The sequence below is a fragment of the Thermasporomyces composti genome, assembly GCF_003386795.1.
Classification (GTDB): domain Bacteria; phylum Actinomycetota; class Actinomycetes; order Propionibacteriales; family Actinopolymorphaceae; genus Thermasporomyces; species Thermasporomyces composti.
Genome location: NZ_QTUC01000001.1, coordinates 4343900 through 4360469 on the forward strand (window position 1 = coordinate 4343900; position 16570 = coordinate 4360469).

At 68.5% G+C, this 16570-nt stretch carries 14 protein-coding genes; all 14 read left to right on the plus strand.

Annotation, left to right across the window (positions count from 1 at the left end):
- The first annotated feature begins 326 nt into the window (after positions 1 to 326).
- The 14 genes from arc to DFJ64_RS19070 all read left to right on the plus strand — a co-directional run bounded on the left by arc (position 327) and on the right by DFJ64_RS19070 (position 16461).
- Positions 327 to 2078: a proteasome ATPase gene (gene arc, locus DFJ64_RS19005; RefSeq protein ID WP_211310674.1), complete on the plus strand. Its 1752-nt coding sequence runs from the start codon at positions 327 to 329 to the stop codon at positions 2076 to 2078.
- 327 nt (positions 2079 to 2405) lie between these two features.
- Positions 2406 to 3917, plus strand: a complete 1512-nt coding sequence (dop, locus tag DFJ64_RS19010; protein WP_115851665.1) for a depupylase/deamidase Dop — start codon at positions 2406 to 2408, stop codon at positions 3915 to 3917.
- Positions 3918 to 4172: 255 nt separating this feature from the next.
- Positions 4173 to 4385 (plus strand): ubiquitin-like protein Pup, encoded by a 213-nt coding sequence (locus DFJ64_RS19015; protein ID WP_115851666.1) that lies wholly within the window; start codon positions 4173 to 4175, stop codon positions 4383 to 4385.
- A gap of 174 nt (positions 4386 to 4559) precedes the next feature.
- A complete protein-coding gene (gene prcB / locus DFJ64_RS19020) occupies positions 4560 to 5429 on the plus strand; it encodes a proteasome subunit beta (protein WP_115851667.1) in 870 nt (289 codons plus the stop codon).
- Positions 5426 to 6199, plus strand: a complete 774-nt coding sequence (gene prcA / locus DFJ64_RS19025) for a proteasome subunit alpha (protein ID WP_115851668.1) — start codon at positions 5426 to 5428, stop codon at positions 6197 to 6199. Before prcB ends, prcA begins: the two co-directional genes overlap by 4 nt.
- Positions 6200 to 6270: 71 nt before the next feature.
- Positions 6271 to 7632: a Pup--protein ligase gene (gene pafA, locus DFJ64_RS19030; RefSeq protein WP_115852247.1), complete on the plus strand. Its 1362-nt coding sequence runs from the start codon at positions 6271 to 6273 to the stop codon at positions 7630 to 7632.
- Between the two features lie 177 nt (positions 7633 to 7809).
- A complete protein-coding gene (locus DFJ64_RS19035) occupies positions 7810 to 8781 on the plus strand; it encodes an FKBP-type peptidyl-prolyl cis-trans isomerase (protein WP_115851669.1) in 972 nt (323 codons plus the stop codon).
- Between the two features lie 252 nt (positions 8782 to 9033).
- Positions 9034 to 10002 carry a helix-turn-helix transcriptional regulator gene (locus DFJ64_RS19040; RefSeq protein ID WP_115851670.1) on the plus strand — a complete coding sequence of 323 codons (969 nt, stop codon included), beginning with the start codon at positions 9034 to 9036 and terminating at the stop codon, positions 10000 to 10002.
- The gene (locus DFJ64_RS19045; RefSeq protein ID WP_115851671.1) at positions 9999 to 10988 is read left to right on the plus strand and encodes a helix-turn-helix transcriptional regulator; all 990 of its coding nucleotides are present in this window, start codon (positions 9999 to 10001) and stop codon (positions 10986 to 10988) included. The genes DFJ64_RS19040 and DFJ64_RS19045 overlap by 4 nt, the downstream gene beginning before the upstream one ends.
- A 110-nt stretch (positions 10989 to 11098) precedes the next feature.
- The gene (locus DFJ64_RS19050; protein WP_115851672.1) at positions 11099 to 11341 is read left to right on the plus strand and encodes a hypothetical protein; all 243 of its coding nucleotides are present in this window, start codon (positions 11099 to 11101) and stop codon (positions 11339 to 11341) included.
- 70 nt (positions 11342 to 11411) lie between these two features.
- Positions 11412 to 11660 (plus strand): Sec-independent protein translocase subunit TatA/TatB, encoded by a 249-nt coding sequence (locus DFJ64_RS19055; protein ID WP_115851673.1) that lies wholly within the window; start codon positions 11412 to 11414, stop codon positions 11658 to 11660.
- Between the two features lie 79 nt (positions 11661 to 11739).
- Positions 11740 to 12606, plus strand: a complete 867-nt coding sequence (gene tatC, locus DFJ64_RS19060; protein WP_245941248.1) for a twin-arginine translocase subunit TatC — start codon at positions 11740 to 11742, stop codon at positions 12604 to 12606.
- Positions 12607 to 12697: 91 nt separating this feature from the next.
- Positions 12698 to 13591, plus strand: a complete 894-nt coding sequence (locus tag DFJ64_RS19065; RefSeq protein WP_115851675.1) for a diacylglycerol kinase — start codon at positions 12698 to 12700, stop codon at positions 13589 to 13591.
- 137 nt (positions 13592 to 13728) lie between these two features.
- The gene (locus DFJ64_RS19070; protein WP_115851676.1) at positions 13729 to 16461 is read left to right on the plus strand and encodes a DEAD/DEAH box helicase; all 2733 of its coding nucleotides are present in this window, start codon (positions 13729 to 13731) and stop codon (positions 16459 to 16461) included.
- Positions 16462 to 16570 lie beyond the last annotated feature (109 nt).

Below are 16570 nucleotides of genomic sequence, written 5' to 3' on the forward strand. Positions count from 1 at the left end.
GGCTGACCCGAAGCTGGCCGGCCGGCGGACTGACGACGCGGTAAGACCCGAGCAGACCGCACCCGAGAACGACTGACAGCAGACGTCGCGACGCGTCTCTTCCGCACTCGCGCCTCTTCCGTATTCCGTACTGTGGAAGGCTCGAGACTTCCCATCGAGACAATAACCACATTTCGCCACCGGATCGTGACGTTCTGCCTTGTGGGTATGACGTCGTGTCGCCTCGGAGATATAGGGTCTAAGGCGTCGGCGCAGTAGCTCGCGGCAACCGCGAACCGGCGTCGACCATGGGTGTCCATGGACCATGGACTGGGGAGGTGAGGGACGTGCCCGCACACGATGACCAGCGTGCGGCGCGCTCGCCGGACGAGCTCGCCAGCCAGATCACCTACCTCGAAGAAGAGGTTGCCGCACTTCGGCGCCGCCTTGCCGAGCAGCCGCGAGAGACCCGTCAGCTAGAGCAGCGGCTCGCTGAGACCCAGGCGATGCTCGCCAACGTCACGGCCCAGAACGAACGCCTCGCCGCGACTCTGCGCGAGGCGCGCGAGCAAATCGTCACGCTGAAGGAGGAGGTCGACCGGCTCGCTCAGCCCCCCGCGAGCTTCGGCGTCTTCATCTCCGCCAACGACGACGGAAGTGTCGACGTCTTCACCGGCGGTCGCAAGCTTCGGGTGAACGTCAGCCCGAGCGTCGACGTCAGCGAGCTGCGGCCGGGCCAGGAGGTCATGCTCAACGAGTCGTTCAACGTCGTCCGCGCGCTCGGCTACGAGCGGGTGGGTGAGGTGGTCATGCTCAAGGAGCTGCTCGACGACGGTGAACGAGCGCTGGTCATCGGCCACACCGACGACGAACGCATCGCCCGACTCGCTGAGCCGCTGCGCGACACCCCCATTCGGGCCGGTGATTCGCTGCTGTTCGAACCACGTTCGGGCTACGTCTACGAACGCATCCCCAAGACCGAGGTCGAAGAGCTCATCCTCGAAGAGGTTCCCGACGTTCGGTACGAGGACATCGGCGGCCTCCGCAACCAGATCGAGCAGATCCGGGACGCGATCGAGCTGCCGTACCTGCACGCCGACCTCTTCCGCGAGCACCGTCTCAAGGCTCCGAAAGGCGTCCTCCTCTACGGGCCCCCTGGCTGCGGAAAGACCCTCATCGCGAAGGCAGTCGCCAACTCGTTGGCGAAGCAAGTGGCGGCCCGCGACGCCAAGACCGAGGGGAAGAGCTACTTCCTCAACATCAAGGGTCCGGAGCTGCTCAACAAGTACGTCGGCGAGACCGAACGCCACATTCGTCTCGTCTTCCAGCGGGCGCGGGAGAAGGCCAGCGAAGGTACTCCCGTCATCGTCTTCTTCGACGAGATGGACTCGCTCTTCCGGACCCGAGGTTCGGGCGTGTCCTCCGATGTCGAGAACACCATCGTTCCCCAGCTGCTCTCCGAGATCGACGGCGTCGAAGGGCTGGAGAACGTCATCGTCATCGGCGCGTCCAACCGTGAGGACATGATCGACCCGGCCATCCTGCGGCCTGGACGACTCGACGTGAAGATCAAGATCGAGCGCCCGGACGCCGAGGCGGCGCGGGACATCTTCTCGAAGTACCTGACGCCTGACCTGCCCCTGCACCCCGACGATCTGGCGGAGTTCGGCGGCAACCGCGAGGCGTGCGTCCAGGCCATGATCCAGCGCGCCGTCGAGCGGATGTACGCCGAGCTCGACGAGAACCGCTTCCTCGAGGTCACCTACGCCAACGGCGACAAGGAAGTCCTCTACTTCAAGGACTTCAACTCCGGCGCGATGATCGAGAACATCGTCAACCGCGCCAAGAAGATGGCCATCAAGGACTACCTCGAGCAGGGGCAGAAGGGCTTGCGAGTGCACCACCTGCTCCAGGCCTGCGTCGACGAGTTCAAGGAGAACGAGGACCTGCCCAACACCACCAACCCCGACGATTGGGCTCGGATCTCGGGCAAGAAGGGCGAGCGGATCGTCTTCATCCGCACCCTGGTCCAGGGCAAGGAGGGCGCCGAGGCCGGCCGGTCCATCGACACGGTCGCCAACACCGGCCAGTACCTCTGAGGCTCCGGCAACGAACCGGCTCCCGTGGGGCGACGACGCTCGCGGCGTCGTCGCCCCACCTGTGTCATGGCTCGAGGCGATCGCGCCGCGAGACCACCCTTCCGCTCCCGTCCCCGGCGAGGTTCGCCGGTGGAGCAGAGAAGTCGGTGGCTGTCGCGTTCACACGTGGTGGCTGAGGCGCTGGGCCCGGGTTGCCCGACACACCTCATTCGTCCGGATGGCCGTCCGGAGCCGCTCGGCCCCTCGGCGACACGTGGTGGCTGACCCAACATCCCCCGGCTGTGGATGTGCCGGCCGATGCGCGATGTGTCCGGGTAGCCTCGAGTCATGAGCGTGCATCGGGTCATGGGGATCGAGACCGAGTACGGGATCTCCGTCGCTGGCCAGCCGACCGTGAACCCGATGCTTTCCTCATCCCAGGTGGTCAACGCCTACGCCGGCCAGGTCATGCGGACCCGGCGAGCCCGCTGGGACTTCGAGGAGGAGAACCCACTCCGCGACGCTCGAGGGTTCGACCTCGCCCGGGAGTTCGCCGACGAGAGCCAGCTCACGGACGAAGAGGTCGGGCTGGCCAACGCGATCCTGACCAACGGCGCCCGCCTGTACGTCGACCACGCTCACCCCGAGTACTCCTCCCCGGAGGTCACCAACCCCCGGGATCTCGTCCTCTGGGACAAGGCGGGTGAGCGGGTGATGCTCGAGGCGTCCCGCCGGACGGCCGAGCCGCCGTTGTCGACGCCGATCCTGCTGTACAAGAACAACACCGACAACAAGGGCGCGTCCTACGGCTGCCACGAGAACTACCTGATGTCCCGGGCCACGCCGTTCGCCGACATCGTGCGCAACCTGACGCCCTTCTTCGTCACCCGTCAGGTCTTCTGCGGCGCGGGTCGGGTCGGCATCGGTCAGGATGGCAGCCGCGCAGGCTTTCAAATCAGTCAGCGAGCCGACTTCTTCGAGGTCGAGGTCGGCCTGGAGACGACGCTCAAACGTCCCATCATCAACACCCGGGACGAGCCGCACGCCGACGCCGACAAGTACCGTCGGCTTCACGTCATCATCGGTGACGCGAACCTGTCCGAGATCGCGACCTACCTGAAGGCCGGGACCACCGCCTTGGTGCTGTCGATGATCGAGGACAACTTCCTCACTGTCGACCTGACGTTGGAGCATCCGGTCTCGTCGCTCCACGAGGTGTCGCACGACCCGAGCCTGAAGCATCTGCTCACGCTCAAGAACGGCCGGAAGCTCACCGCCGTCCAGGTCCAGATGGAGTACCTCGACAACGCCCGGAAGTACGTCGAGGATCGGATGGGCTCCGACGTCGATCCCATGACCCGCGACGTGTTGGACCGCTGGGAGTCGGTGCTGACCCGACTGGAGTCCGACCCAATGTCGCTCAGCCGGGAGCTGGACTGGGTGGCGAAGCTGTCGCTGCTCGAGCAGTACCGCGAACGCGACGGCCTGGACTGGAGTAGCCCGAAGCTCCAGCTGATCGACCTGCAGTACTCCGACCTGCGGCCGGAGCGCGGTCTCTACCGACGGTTCGTCCAGCGCGGTCGGATGGAGCGGCTCGTCACCGACGAGGAGATCGAGGCGGCCGTCCACAACCCACCGGAGGACACCAGGGCCTACTTCCGCGGTCGCTGCCTCGCCCAGTACGCCGAGCACGTCGCCGCCGCGTCGTGGGACTCAGTGATCTTCGACCTGCCCGGCCACGAGTCGCTGCAGCGGGTCCCGACGTTGGAGCCGCTGCGGGGCACTCGGGCGCACGTGGGGGAGCTGCTCGACCGCTGTCGCACCGCCGAGGAGCTCGTCCGCGCCATCACCGGCGGCTGAGCCGAGCTCGGCACGGCGCTGGGGCCCGCGCTGGCCGTGACGGCAGGCCCGGCGCCTCCCACGACCCTCCTGACATCGACCTCCGACCTCGCGAAGGCCGGACCGGCGGGGAAGAGCTCCGCGGATGAGTGGCCGGTGTTGATCGTGGGCACGCGGGTACCTGCCTGACGTCGGCGCGCGCTTGTAGGGTCAAAGAAGACCACCCGACCGTGACGGGACGGTCCAGGCGTGGAGCGGCTGGGAAGGTTGGTCGGTATGGCACACGAAGGTGGCGGGCAGCGGCACAGAACGCCCCGGAAGACCTCCGAGGAGGAGGAGCTCACCCAGGTCGAGCCCAGTGAGGCCGCGAAGGAGCGCAAGGAGAAGATCGACGAGGAGGTCGATTCGATTCTGGACGAGATCGACGAGGTTCTTGAGGAGAACGCCGAAGACTTCGTTCGGAGCTTCGTCCAGAAAGGTGGCCAGTAGGGCGGACCCGAGGGTCCGACACGTACGCGTCGCCGCCCGCCCCCGCGGGCGGCGACGCCGATATGGGCCGATCGCGTCGGACGTGAAGCCTTGTACCACCGAGGACGGCGCAGTCGGTATGTTCCACCGTGAACCGGCACCTCGCCGGCAAACACACCGTCTGGAAGGAGATGTGTGGGCACCGATCGAGCAGGCGCCGGGCGTCTTCCTGATGCCCTCTTGGCCCCAGGGACGTCGTCGTTCGTCGACTTCCTCGCGGCCTACGCCCCCGACCTACTCCCTGGGCGGCGGGCGCACGCTGGCGCCCCGTCGGCCGATGAGATCCCGCACGGCACCACCATCGTGGCGTCGTGTTTCGATGGCGGCGTCGTCATGGCTGGTGACCGTCGGGCCACCGCTGGCAACCTCATCGCCGTCCGCGACGTGGAGAAGGTCTTCCAGGCCGACGAGTACTCCGTGGTGGGCTACGCCGGCAGCGCGGGAATCGGCGCGGAGCTGATCCGGCTGTTCCAGGTCGAGCTGGAGCACTACGAGAAGCTCGAGGGCGTCACCTTGTCGATGGAGGGCAAGGCCAACCGGCTCGGCATGCTGCTGCGCACCAACCTCGGCCTTGCCATGCAGGGGCTGGCGGCCGTCCCGCTCTACGCCGGCTACGACCTGGAGCTCGGCAAGGGCCGGATCTTCTCCTACGACATCACCGGCGGCCGCTACGAGGAACAGCGGTTCCACGCCATCGGGTCGGGCTCCCTGTTCGCTCGTGGCGCGCTGAAGAAGCTCTACCGTGAGGAGGCCAGCCAGGAGGAGGCGGTGGCGGCGTGCCTGCAGGCGCTCTACGACGCCGCCGACGACGACTCCGCCACCGGCGGCCCCGACGTGATGCGGCGGATCTACCCGCTGGTGGCCGTCGTGACCGACGCGGGCTTCCAGCGCGTACCCGACGATGAGGTGGCCGCCCTCGTCGACCAGATGCTCGCGGGTCGCCGGCGCCGGCCTGACGGTCCGGTCGCCTCGCCGCTGCCAGAAGAGGAGGGTGGCGCGTCATGACGATGCCCTTCTACGTCTCGCCCGAGCAGCAGATGAAGGACCGGGCGGACTTCGCCCGGAAGAACATCGCCCGCGGCCGAGGTGTCGTCGTCCTGCAGTACGACAACGGCATTGTGCTGGTCGCGGAGAACCGCTCGCGCGCGCTGCACAAGATCAGCGAGATCTACGACCGGATCGCTTTCGCCGCGGTCGGGCGCTACAACGAGTTCGAGAACCTGCGCGTGGCTGGGCTGCGCAGCGCCGACATGCGTGGCTACGCCTACGACCGGCGCGACGTCACCGCCCGCGGTATCGCGAACTTCTATGCCCAGGTCCTGGGCACGATCTTCTCCTCGGTGGGGGAGAAGCCGTACGAGGTCGAGCTCTTCGTCGCCGAGGTCGGTGAGACCGCGGAGGACGACCAGATCTACCGCCTGACCTACGACGGCTCCGTGGCCGATGAGCACGGGTACGCGGTCATGGGCGGATCGGCGGACCAGATCAACGCCTACCTCGAGCAGCGCTACCAGCCGGGCCTACCGCTGACGGACGCGCTCCAGCTCGCCGTCGCCGCCCTCGGCCAGGACGGCGACGGTCCTCGCACGCTCGACGCCAGCCAGCTCGAGGTGGCGATCCTCGACCGGACTCGCACGCAGAAGCGCAAGTTCCGGCGTTTGGTGGGCCAGACCCTGGAGCGGTTGCTCGCCACCGGGTCCTCGGCTGAGGGCGGCTCCACGAACGGCGGCACGGCCTCGTCGTCCGGGTCCTCCAGGCCGGACACTGGTCCGTAGTCCCATCACAAGCCGGAATCGACTTTCGATGCTCCGCCCCCAAACCGTCACGACGGCATAGTGTGGTGACCATGGACCGCCGCATCTTTGGCCTCGAGAACGAATACGGCGTCACCTGCACTTTCCGTGGCCAGCGGCGCTTGTCACCCGATGAGGTAGCCCGCTACCTCTTCCGTCGGGTGGTCTCCTGGGGGCGGAGCAGCAACGTCTTCCTCCGCAACGGCGCTCGCCTCTACTTGGACGTGGGGAGCCACCCGGAATACGCCACTCCGGAGTGCGACTCCATCACCGACCTGGTGACCCACGACAAGGCGGGCGAGCGCATTCTCGAGGGCCTCCTCGTCGACGCCGAGCGGCGGCTTCGCGAAGAGGGCATCGCCGGAGATGTCTACCTGTTCAAGAACAACACGGACTCAGCCGGCAACTCCTACGGCTGCCACGAGAACTACTTGGTGAGCCGGCACGGGGAGTTCTCCCGCCTGGCCGACGTTCTCATCCCGTTCCTCGTGTCGCGCCAGATCATCTGCGGCGCCGGCAAGGTCCTCCAAACTCCTCGAGGCGCGGTCTACGCCGTGAGCCAGCGCGCCGAGCACATCTGGGAAGGCGTCTCGTCGGCCACCACCCGATCGCGGCCGATCATCAACACCAGGGACGAGCCGCATGCGGACGCCGAGCGCTACCGTCGGCTCCACGTGATCGTGGGTGACTCCAACATGGCCGAGCCCACGACACTGCTCAAGATCGGTGCCACCGACCTGGTGTTGCGCATGGTGGAGTCCGGGCTGGTGCTGCGTGACCTGACCCTGGAGAACCCGATTCGAGCCATCCGGGAGATCTCCCACGACATCACCGGCCGGCGCAAGGTGCGGCTGGCCAACGGTCGCGAGGCGAGCGCGCTGGAGATCCAGGAGGAGTACTTCACCAAGGCCCGCGACTTCGTCGAGCGCCGGGATCTCGCCACCCCGACCGTCACCCGGGTGTTGGACTTGTGGGAGCGAACCCTCAAGGCGGTCGACTCCGGCGACCTGTCTTTGGTGGAACGAGAGATCGACTGGGTGATCAAGTACCGGCTGCTGTCGCGCTACCGCGAGAAGCATGGTCTGTCGCTCAACAACCCTCGGCTGGCCCAGCTCGACCTCGCCTACCACGACATTCACCGGGACCGGGGTCTGTACTACCTCCTCGAGCGTCGTGGCGCGGTGACCAGGCTGACGAGCGACCTGGAGGTCTTCGAGGCCAAGTCGGTCCCACCGCAGACCACACGGGCCCGCCTGCGGGGCGAGTTCATCAAGCGTGCCCAGGAGCGCCGGCGGGATTTCACCGTCGACTGGGTCCACCTGAAGCTGAACGACCAGGCACAGCGCACTGTCTTGTGCAAGGACCCGTTCCGCAGCGTGGACGAACGGGTCGAAAAGCTCATCCAGAGCATGTGAGGCCGCCGGGCCCCTCGTCCTGGTCGCGTCGTCGGGCGTGTCCATCGGGACCTCGGACGGTCCGGCCGGGCGACACCCCTGGGGCATTCAGCGCCGTCTCAGCTTGGGGGTCTAGGGTCGTGGCTTGCCCTGCGTGGCGCTTGTCCACCTGTCCGTCGATCGCTGCGAGGTGCGCTCGTGCGTCGTCTGCTTGCCCTCCTCTTCAGCTCCCTCGTCCTCGTCGTGGCAGCTGGCTGCGGCTCCTCGTCCGATTCATCTGATTCGTCCGGTTCGCCCAAGCCGAAGACGGCGAGCCTCGACTCGGTGAAGGTCACCGGCGCACCAGACGAGAAGCCGAAGGTCGGCTTCCAGAAACCGTTCTCGGTGACCACGACGCAGTCCAAAGTGCTGCGGGACGGCGACGGTCCCACGCTCAAGGAGGGTCAGCAGATCGTCGTCGACTACGTCGGCATCAACGGGCGCGACCAGTCCGAGTTCGACTCCTCCTGGCAGCGCGGAGAACCGGCGGCGTTCAGCCTCAAGCGTGGCCAGCTCATCGACGGCTTCGTCACCGGCCTGGTCGGCAAGTCGGTGGGTGACCGCGTCCTCCTGGCCATCCCTCCCGAGGACGGCTACGGCGAGCAAGGAAACCCACAGGCCGGGATCGAGGGCACCGACACCCTGCTGTTCGTCATCGACGTCCGTGACGCCTACACGCCCCTGTCCAAGGCCGAGGGCGAGCAGGTGACGCCCCCGGAGGGCCTGCCCACCGTCGACGTGGACGAGAAGGGCATCCCGTCGTCGGTGAAGGTGCCGAAGACCGACGCACCCAAGGAACTCGTGGCCGCCCCGCTGATCCGTGGTGAGGGTGCGAAGGTGACGGCCGACTCGACGGTCACGCTCCACTACACCGCCGTCAACTGGCGTACCGGCAAGGAGTTCGACTCCACCTGGAAGCGCGGCGCCTTCATCACCCTGCCCTTGCGGCAGACGCCGGTGAAGGGTCTGAGCGAAGGACTGGTCGACCAGACCGTGGGCTCGCGTGTGCTGCTGGTCCTTCCACCCGACAAAGGGCTGGGCCAGGACATCCCCGAGGCGGACCTGAAGAAGACCGACACCCTGGTCTTCGTCGTCGACATCCTCCACGCCCGGCAAGCCGACGCCGGCTAGGACGCCGACGGAGGTCGTGCGACCAGGTGGCCGCCAGGGGGCCGAGCGAGCGGCTGGACGTCCGGCGGCCCTCACCGCCGCGTCGTCTCTCCGTCGCCGCCGGGACGGCCGAGGCGTCCCATGACGCGATGTCGCGGGCACGTCGCGTCGGACAGATTTTGTCGCCGACGACGCCAGCGGCTGCGCTACGGTCACCGAGGTGGTCGCTACCGTGGTCGGGGACCGACCAAGCCAGGAGGGGGGTGAGCCACGGTGACGCCCCGCAAGTCCGAGCGGCTCATGAACCTCGTCATCTGCTTGCTCGTGTCCCGACACTTCGTCCCCAAGGCCAAGCTCCGCCAGCTCGTGGAGGACTACCGCGAGCTGTCCACCGAGGCGTTCGAGAAGATGTTCGAACGCGACAAGGAGGAGCTGCGGGATCTCGGCATCCCCATCGAGGTCGGGCCGGTGTCGTCGAGCTTCGACGACGAGGTCGGTTACCGGATCCGGCGCAGCGAGTTCGAGCTGCCGCCGCTGCGGTTCACCGCCGAGGAGGCGGCCGTGCTCGGTCTGGCGGCCCGCGTCTGGCAGCACGCGAGCCTCGCCGAGGCAACGTCCCACGCCGTCCTCAAGCTCGCCGCTGACGGCGCCGACATCGACACCACCTCGCTGTCGGTCCTCGAACCCCGCCTCCCCGCCGGTGAGCCGGCGTTCGAGCCGCTGTGGCGCGCGGTGCGCACGAGAACCGTCGTCACGTTCCACTACCGTCGCCCAGGCGCCAGCGGTCCGCAGCCTCGCACCCTCGAGCCGTGGGGCATCCTCAACTGGCGGGGCCGCTGGTACGTCGTCGGCCACGATCGCGACCGTCAGGCGACTCGCATGTTCCGACTGTCGCGGATCGTTGGGCCGGCCCGGCTGATCGGCCGGCCCAACGCGTTCGTCGTTCCCGAGGGCGTGGACATCCGGGCCGAGGCAGCCCGACTCTCGCTGCCGGAGGAGCAGCGTCGTCTCGCCCGGATCCGCGTGCGGGCCGGGGCCTGCTACAGCCTGCGACGGCGAGCGCAGTCGGTGACCTCGGATGGACCCGACTGGGACATCGTCGAGGTGCCCTTCCACGACACCGTCGCCCTCGTCGAGGAGGTCGCCGGGTACGCCGCCGACGCCGTGGCGCTGGACCCGCCCGACGTCCGGGAGAGTGTCATCCAGCATCTGAAGGGCCTCCTGGTGGAGGCGGCACCGTGACCCCCCGTCAGTCCACCGGAGGAGCCAAAGCGCAAGTCCGTCGGCTCCTGGCGCTGCTGCCGTACCTGCTGGCCCACCCAGGTGCCCGGGTGGCCGACGTGGCGCGTGTCTTCGGAATCAGCGAGAAGCAGCTCGTCGCCGACCTCGGTGTGCTGTGGTTCTGTGGTCTGCCCGGCATGATGCCCGGCGACTACATCGAGGTCGACATGGACGCCGTGCACGGCGAAGGTGTCATCCACGTGTCCAACGCGGACTACCTCGCCCGCCCTCTCCGGCTGTCCGCCGACGAGGCGCTCGGGCTGCTCGTCGCGCTCCGCGTCCTCCGCGAGATGGGCCGCGAGAGTGAGCGGGAGCTGGTCGACCGCGTGATCGCTCGACTGGAGGAGGCGGTCGGTCACGGCGACAACGCCGTCGACAAGGTGGCGGTCCGCCTCGACAGCGTGGAGGACCCGGCGATCCGCACCGCCGTTCGCGACGCGCTCGACCAGAAACGTCGCCTTCACTTGCGCTACTGGGTTCCAGCCCGGGACGAGACCACCGAACGGGACGTCGACCCGATGCGCCTCGTCTTGGCCGACGGGTGGACCTACCTGGAGGGGTGGTGCCACAAGGCCAAGGACGTCCGGCTGTTCCGCCTCGACCGGATGGTCGAGGCCCGCGTACTCGACGAGCCGGCGAGCCCACCGCCGGACGCGCGACCTCGGGACCTGTCACATGGGGCATTCCAGCCATCGGCGGCCACCGCGATGGCGACACTGGAGCTGGATCCCTCGGCGGCGTGGGTCGCTGAGTACTACCCGTGCGAGGAGGTCACCGAGGCGGCCGATGGGTCGTTACGGGTCCGACTCCGAGTCGCGGATCCCCGTTGGCTTCGACGCCTCGCGCTGCGGCTGGGCGGCTCGGCCAGGATCGTCGAGCCGGCCGAGCTGGCGGACGCGGTCCGGGCGGACGCGGCCCGAGCGCTCGAGGCGTACGGGTCGGTGTGACAGGCGGAGCTGCCGCACCCACCTGGTCCAGCCTCGCCGGTCCTGGTGACCGTCGGACCCGCCAAGGTCACAAGTCGTCAGCGACCACCGAACGACGCTAGGGTTGCCGCGTGAGGTGGCTGCTCCTCTTCGGCGGGATCTTCCTTTTCGCCATCCTTTGGTTTGGCTATCTGGGGTGGTGGTTGTGGCAGAAGGTCACGGCACTCGCGGCCACCGCGGCCGAGCTTGAACGCGTGCTTGCCAGCGCCCCCTCCGCCCGCCAAGATGTCGGATCCAACGGCCATGCAGCCAAGCACCGCTTCGATGGTCGCGGGCCGCATCGCCGCCCGGCCGGGGCCGGTCAGCGCGGATGAGCCCTGGTCCGGGGCCGACGGGCGAGCCAGGGCGTACCATCAACCGAGAACCGTCGACGAGAGGCCGACAATGCCGAACCTTGGACCCACCGAGCTCATCATCATCGGAGTCGTTCTCGTACTGCTCTTCGGTGCGACCCGGCTGCCCCAGACCGCCAAGGGGCTCGGTCAGGCATTGAAGATCTTCAAGAAGGAGATTCGCGACGACGACGAGCCGAAGGCGACCGCGCCGGCCGTCGAGCCGCAGCCGATCAACCAGGCTGGTACGGCGACCAGCACACAGCAGACCCAAGCGCAGTCGGTCAACGACTCTCAGTAACCGCGGCGCCAGGCACGACCGCGCTGCGCCGTCTGCCGCTTTCCTCCGCTGAGGTGCACCGGGCCAACCTGGGGGTGTCGTGAGCCTTTCTCTCCCGCGCCTGCGCGTGGGTCGTAGCCGCAAGCCGCCACCCGACCCCGAGGGGCGGATGACGCTTGTCGAGCACCTTCGGGAGCTGCGGTCGCGTCTGATCAAGTCAGTCGTGGCCCTCCTGCTCGGCATGGTGGTGGCGTGGTACTTCCGCGAGGCCATCTTCGACCTGCTCTCGAAGCCCCTCGTGGCGGCCATGGAGCAGATCGCCGAGGAGAAGGGCGTCGACGCCAAGCTGAACTTCGGCGGTGCCGCCAGCCCGCTCATGATCATGCTCAAGATCTCGCTGGTGGCCGGCCTCGTGCTGTCGTGCCCGGTGTGGCTCTACCAGATCTGGGCGTTCATCGTCCCAGGGCTGCACCGGCACGAGCGCAAGTACACGTTGCTGTTCCTGGGTTCCTCGGCACCGCTGTTCGTCGGCGGCATCTTGCTCGGCTACTGGGTCCTGCCCAGAGGTCTGGAGGTCCTGCTCAGCTTCACCCCGCCCGGGAGCCTCTTCGAGAACATCCTCAACATCGAGGAGTTCCTCTCGTTCGTCCTGCGGGTGCTGGTCGTCTTCGGGGTGGCCTTCCTCATCCCGGTGTTCGTCGTGCTGCTCAACCTCGTCGGCGTCCTCACCGGTGAGCGAATCGGCAGGTGGCGGTCGCCGATCATCTTCTTCATCTTCGTGTTCGCGGCCGTCGCGACGCCGACCGTCGACCCGATCACGATGCTGCTGCTGGCCATCCCGATGTGCATGCTGTTCCTCGCCTCGGAGATCATCGCGAGGATGTTCGACCGGCGGCGTCGGGCCCGTCTCATCGCCCAGGGCATCGACATCGATGCCATTCAGAACGCCGGTAAGGTCGACGACTGACCGCCGGTGACCGCGACCGAAGCTGATCCCTCGCCGGTGCCGGGCGGTGGTGCTGTCCCCATCGACACCCGCCGGGCGCTACGCTCGCGGCGTGGCGCGTGAGATCGTCGTCCTCGTCAACCCGACGTCCGGGCGTGGACGTGGTGCCCGGTTGGCCGAACCTGTGACCGACCGGCTGCGTGAGGCTGGCCTCGACGCCCGGTGGGAGGCTGGTCGTGACGCGGCGGAGGCCGCGGACATGGCGCGGCGGGCCGTCGCCCGGGGCGTCGACGGCCTCGTCATCGTCGGCGGCGACGGAATGGTGCGGCTGGCCCTCGACGCGGTGGCGCAGACGTCGACACCACTGGGCGTGATTCCCGCGGGTACCGGGAACGACCTCGCCCGCGCGATCGGCATCCCCGTGCGGGACCCGCTCGCCGCCGCAGACATCGTCGTCGCCGGATTCACCCGCTCCCACGACCTGGGCCGCACCCCCGACGGGTGGTTCGCGACCGTGCTGTGCGCGGGATTCGACTCGCGAGTGGCCGAGCGTATGCAGACGATGACGTGGCCGCGCGGACGCATGCGCTACGACGTCGCCGTGCTCGCCGAGCTCGGCCGCTTCCGCACCCAGCACTTCGTCCTCGACCTGGACGGCGAGGAGGAGCACGCCAACGCGTTGCTCGTCGCGGTCGGCGTGACACGCTCCTACGGCGGAGGTCTGCGCATCTGCGAGGGCGCCGACCCGACCGACGGCATGCTCGACGTCACGGTCGTTGGCGCGATCCGCCGGCGGGAGCTCGTCTGGATGTTCCCCAAGCTCAGCAAGGGCACGCACGTCGGACATCCGGCGCTGACGACCTACCGCGCCAAGAAGGTCACCCTCTCGTCCGACGACGTGACCGCCTACGCCGACGGCGAGCCCGTGGCGCCGCTGCCGCTGACCGTCGAATGCGTGCCCGGAGCCCTCCAGGTCTTCGCCCCACCGCCGCCGGAGACGCGCTGACGCGCCTTCGGCTGCTCGACAACTTTGCTCCGCCAAACGGCCACGCACTGGGACGAATCAGGCGATGCGCGCGCAACCTCGCGACGGTGAGGGATGCCCACGCGAGCGCGGGGGAGCCAGGCCGTAGCCTGGGAGCCATGAGCTCACCCGCGGAGCGGTACGCCCGGTTCCGCGCCGACAACGGCACAAAGCTCCGGTCGTTTCGACAGCTCTACGCCTTCGACTTCGACCCGTTCCAGGTCAGGGCCTGTCAGGCGCTCGAAGCCGGCAAGGGGGTCCTGGTCGCCGCGCCGACGGGCTCCGGCAAGACCGTGGTGGGGGAGTTCGCCGTCCACCTGGCGCTCGAGGTCGGCGGCAAGTGCTTCTACACCACCCCCATCAAGGCGCTGTCGAACCAGAAGTACGTGGAGCTGGTCAACCGCTACGGCACGGACCAGGTGGGGCTGCTCACCGGCGACAACACGATCAACGGCGAGGCCCCGATCGTGGTCATGACCACCGAGGTGCTGCGCAACATGCTCTACGCCGGTTCCCCCACGTTGCTGGGGCTGGCGTACGTGGTCATGGACGAGGTCCACTACCTCGCCGACCCGTTTCGGGGCGCCACGTGGGAGGAGGTGATCATCCACCTCCCGGAGTCGGTGCAGGTCGTCTCCCTGTCGGCGACGGTCTCGAACGCCGAGGAGTTCGGTGAGTGGCTGGCCACCGTCCGCGGCGACACCGAAATCGTCGTCGAAGAGCGCCGTCCAGTGCCGCTGTACCAGCACGTGATGGTGGGCCGACGCCTGTACGACTTGTTCGCCGACACCGGCCACCCCGATGGACGGGCCAAGGTCAACCCGGAGCTGGAGCGCGTCGTGCGCGACCACTGGCGGTTCGCACGTCGCGACCAACGCGGGCCACGCCGCGGTCGCCAACCTCGCGGAAGCCGGATCGCCTACACCCCGACGCGCCCCCAGGTAGCGCGGAAGCTCGCGGCCGAGGGCCTCCTGCCGGCGATCATGTTCATCTTCAGCCGCCAGGGCTGCGACACCGCCGTCCTCCAGTGCCTCTACGAGGGGGTCCGCCTCACCACCCCCGCCGAGGCCGCCGAGATTCGCGACTTCGTCGAGGAGCGCTGCGCCGATCTGCCAGAGGAAGACCTCGACGTGCTCGGTTACGCCGAGTGGCTGGAAGGCCTCGAGCGCGGTGTCGCCGCGCACCACGCCGGCATGCTCCCCACGTTCAAAGAGGTCGTGGAGCACCTGTTCGCCCGAGGTCTGGTCAAGCTGGTCTTCGCGACCGAGACGCTCGCCCTCGGCATCAACATGCCGGCACGCTCGGTGGTCCTCGAGCGACTGGTCAAGTGGAACGGCCAGACGCATGCGCAGATCACGCCGGGGGAATACACCCAGCTCACGGGCCGCGCGGGCCGGCGAGGCATCGACGTCGAGGGGCACGGCGTGGTTCTGTGGCAGCCGGACCTGGATCCCACCGCGGTCGCCGGCCTGGCCTCCACCCGGACCTACCCGCTGCGGTCCAGCTTCCGACCCTCCTACAACATGGCAGTCAACCTGGTCCGGCAGTTCGGCCGAGACCGCGCCCGGGAGCTGCTGGAGTCCTCGTTCGCGCAGTTCCAGGCAGACCGCGCCGTCGTCGGTCTGGCTCGGCAGATCCGCCGCAACCAGGAGGCGCTCGACGGCTACCGGGAGGCGATGCGGTGCGACGCGGGCGACTTCCTGGAGTACGCCACCCTGCGCCGCCAGATCAAGGACCGCGAGAGCGACCTCGCCCGCCGCCGACGCGCCGACCGGCGCGCTGAGGTCGTGGGCTCGTTGGGCCGCCTGCGGCCCGGTGACGTGATCCAGGTGCCGGCGGGACGCCGGGCCGGCCTGGCGGTGGTGCTCGACGTGGGCCAGACCGCCCGCGGCGACGACCCGCGCCCGACCGTTCTCACCGCCGATCGGCGCGTGCGCCGACTGTCGCTGGTCGACTTTCCCTACCCGGTGCACCCGGTGCAGCGGCTGCGATTGCCGCGCTCGTTCAACCCGCGCAGCCCTCAGCACCGTCGAGACCTGGCGGCCACCCTGCGGGCCAGGGTGCCCGAGGAGCCTCGCGTCCGCAGACCGGCCGCTCCCTCGCCGGCCGCGGACGACGCAGAGCTGCACAGGCTGCGAGCCGCACTGCGGGCGCACCCGTGCCACAGCTGCCCCGACCGAGAGGAACACGCTCGGTGGGCGGAGCGCTACCTTCGGCTCCAGCGGGAGACGGAGGCGTTGCAGCGGCGGGTGGATCACCGTTCCAACACCATCGCTCGCCAGTTCGATCGGGTTTGTCAGGTTTTGGACGAGCTGGAGTACCTCGACGGCGATCGCACCACACCGGCCGGCGACCGTCTGGCGCGCATCTACAGCGAGCTCGACCTGGTCGCCGCCGAGTGCCTACGTCAGGGTGTGTGGGACGGCCTCGAGCCGGCCGAACTGGCGGCATGCCTGTCGGCCCTGGTATACGAATCCCGGACCCCCGACGACGTGGGTCCGCCGAAGCTGCCAGGTGGCCCGGCCAAGACGGCCCTCGGCGACCTGGTCCGCATCTGGGGCGACCTCGACGCGCTCGAGGATGACTTTCAGCTGGACTTCCTCCGCGAGCCGGATCTCGGTTTCGCGTGGGCGGCGTACCGGTGGGCGTCCGGTGCGTCCTTGACGGAAGTGCTGGAGGAGTCAGGACAGGCGGCCGGCGACTTCGTCCGGTGGGTCAAGCAGATCCTCGACCTGGCCGATCAGATCGCTGACGCGGCAGGCGAGGGCCCTGTGCGGCGGACCGCCCGCGTGGTGGCCGACGTGATGCGTCGTGGGGTCGTCGCGTACGCGTCGGTCGGCTCCGACGACTGACACGGACTGGAGCCGACCCGCCCCCGCAGGTGACGGGTTGTCCCACGCGCCCGCGGACTTTGGACCTGGGCCATCAGAGGCGGCTGACCAGCCGGTTATTGTGCAGCGG

Excerpts from the sequence above, each read along its gene's own strand:
- DFJ64_RS19055 (WP_115851673.1), top strand. The coding sequence starts at position 11,412 with ATGCCGAACCTTGGACCCACCGAGCTCATCATCATCGGAGTCGTTCTC.
- DFJ64_RS19070 (WP_115851676.1), top strand. The coding sequence starts at position 13,729 with ATGAGCTCACCCGCGGAGCGGTACGCCCGGTTCCGCGCCGACAACGGC.
- DFJ64_RS19015 (WP_115851666.1), top strand. The coding sequence starts at position 4,173 with ATGGCACACGAAGGTGGCGGGCAGCGGCACAGAACGCCCCGGAAGACC.
- dop (WP_115851665.1), top strand. The coding sequence starts at position 2,406 with ATGAGCGTGCATCGGGTCATGGGGATCGAGACCGAGTACGGGATCTCC.
- pafA (WP_115852247.1), top strand. The coding sequence starts at position 6,271 with ATGGACCGCCGCATCTTTGGCCTCGAGAACGAATACGGCGTCACCTGC.
- prcA (WP_115851668.1), top strand. The coding sequence starts at position 5,426 with ATGACGATGCCCTTCTACGTCTCGCCCGAGCAGCAGATGAAGGACCGG.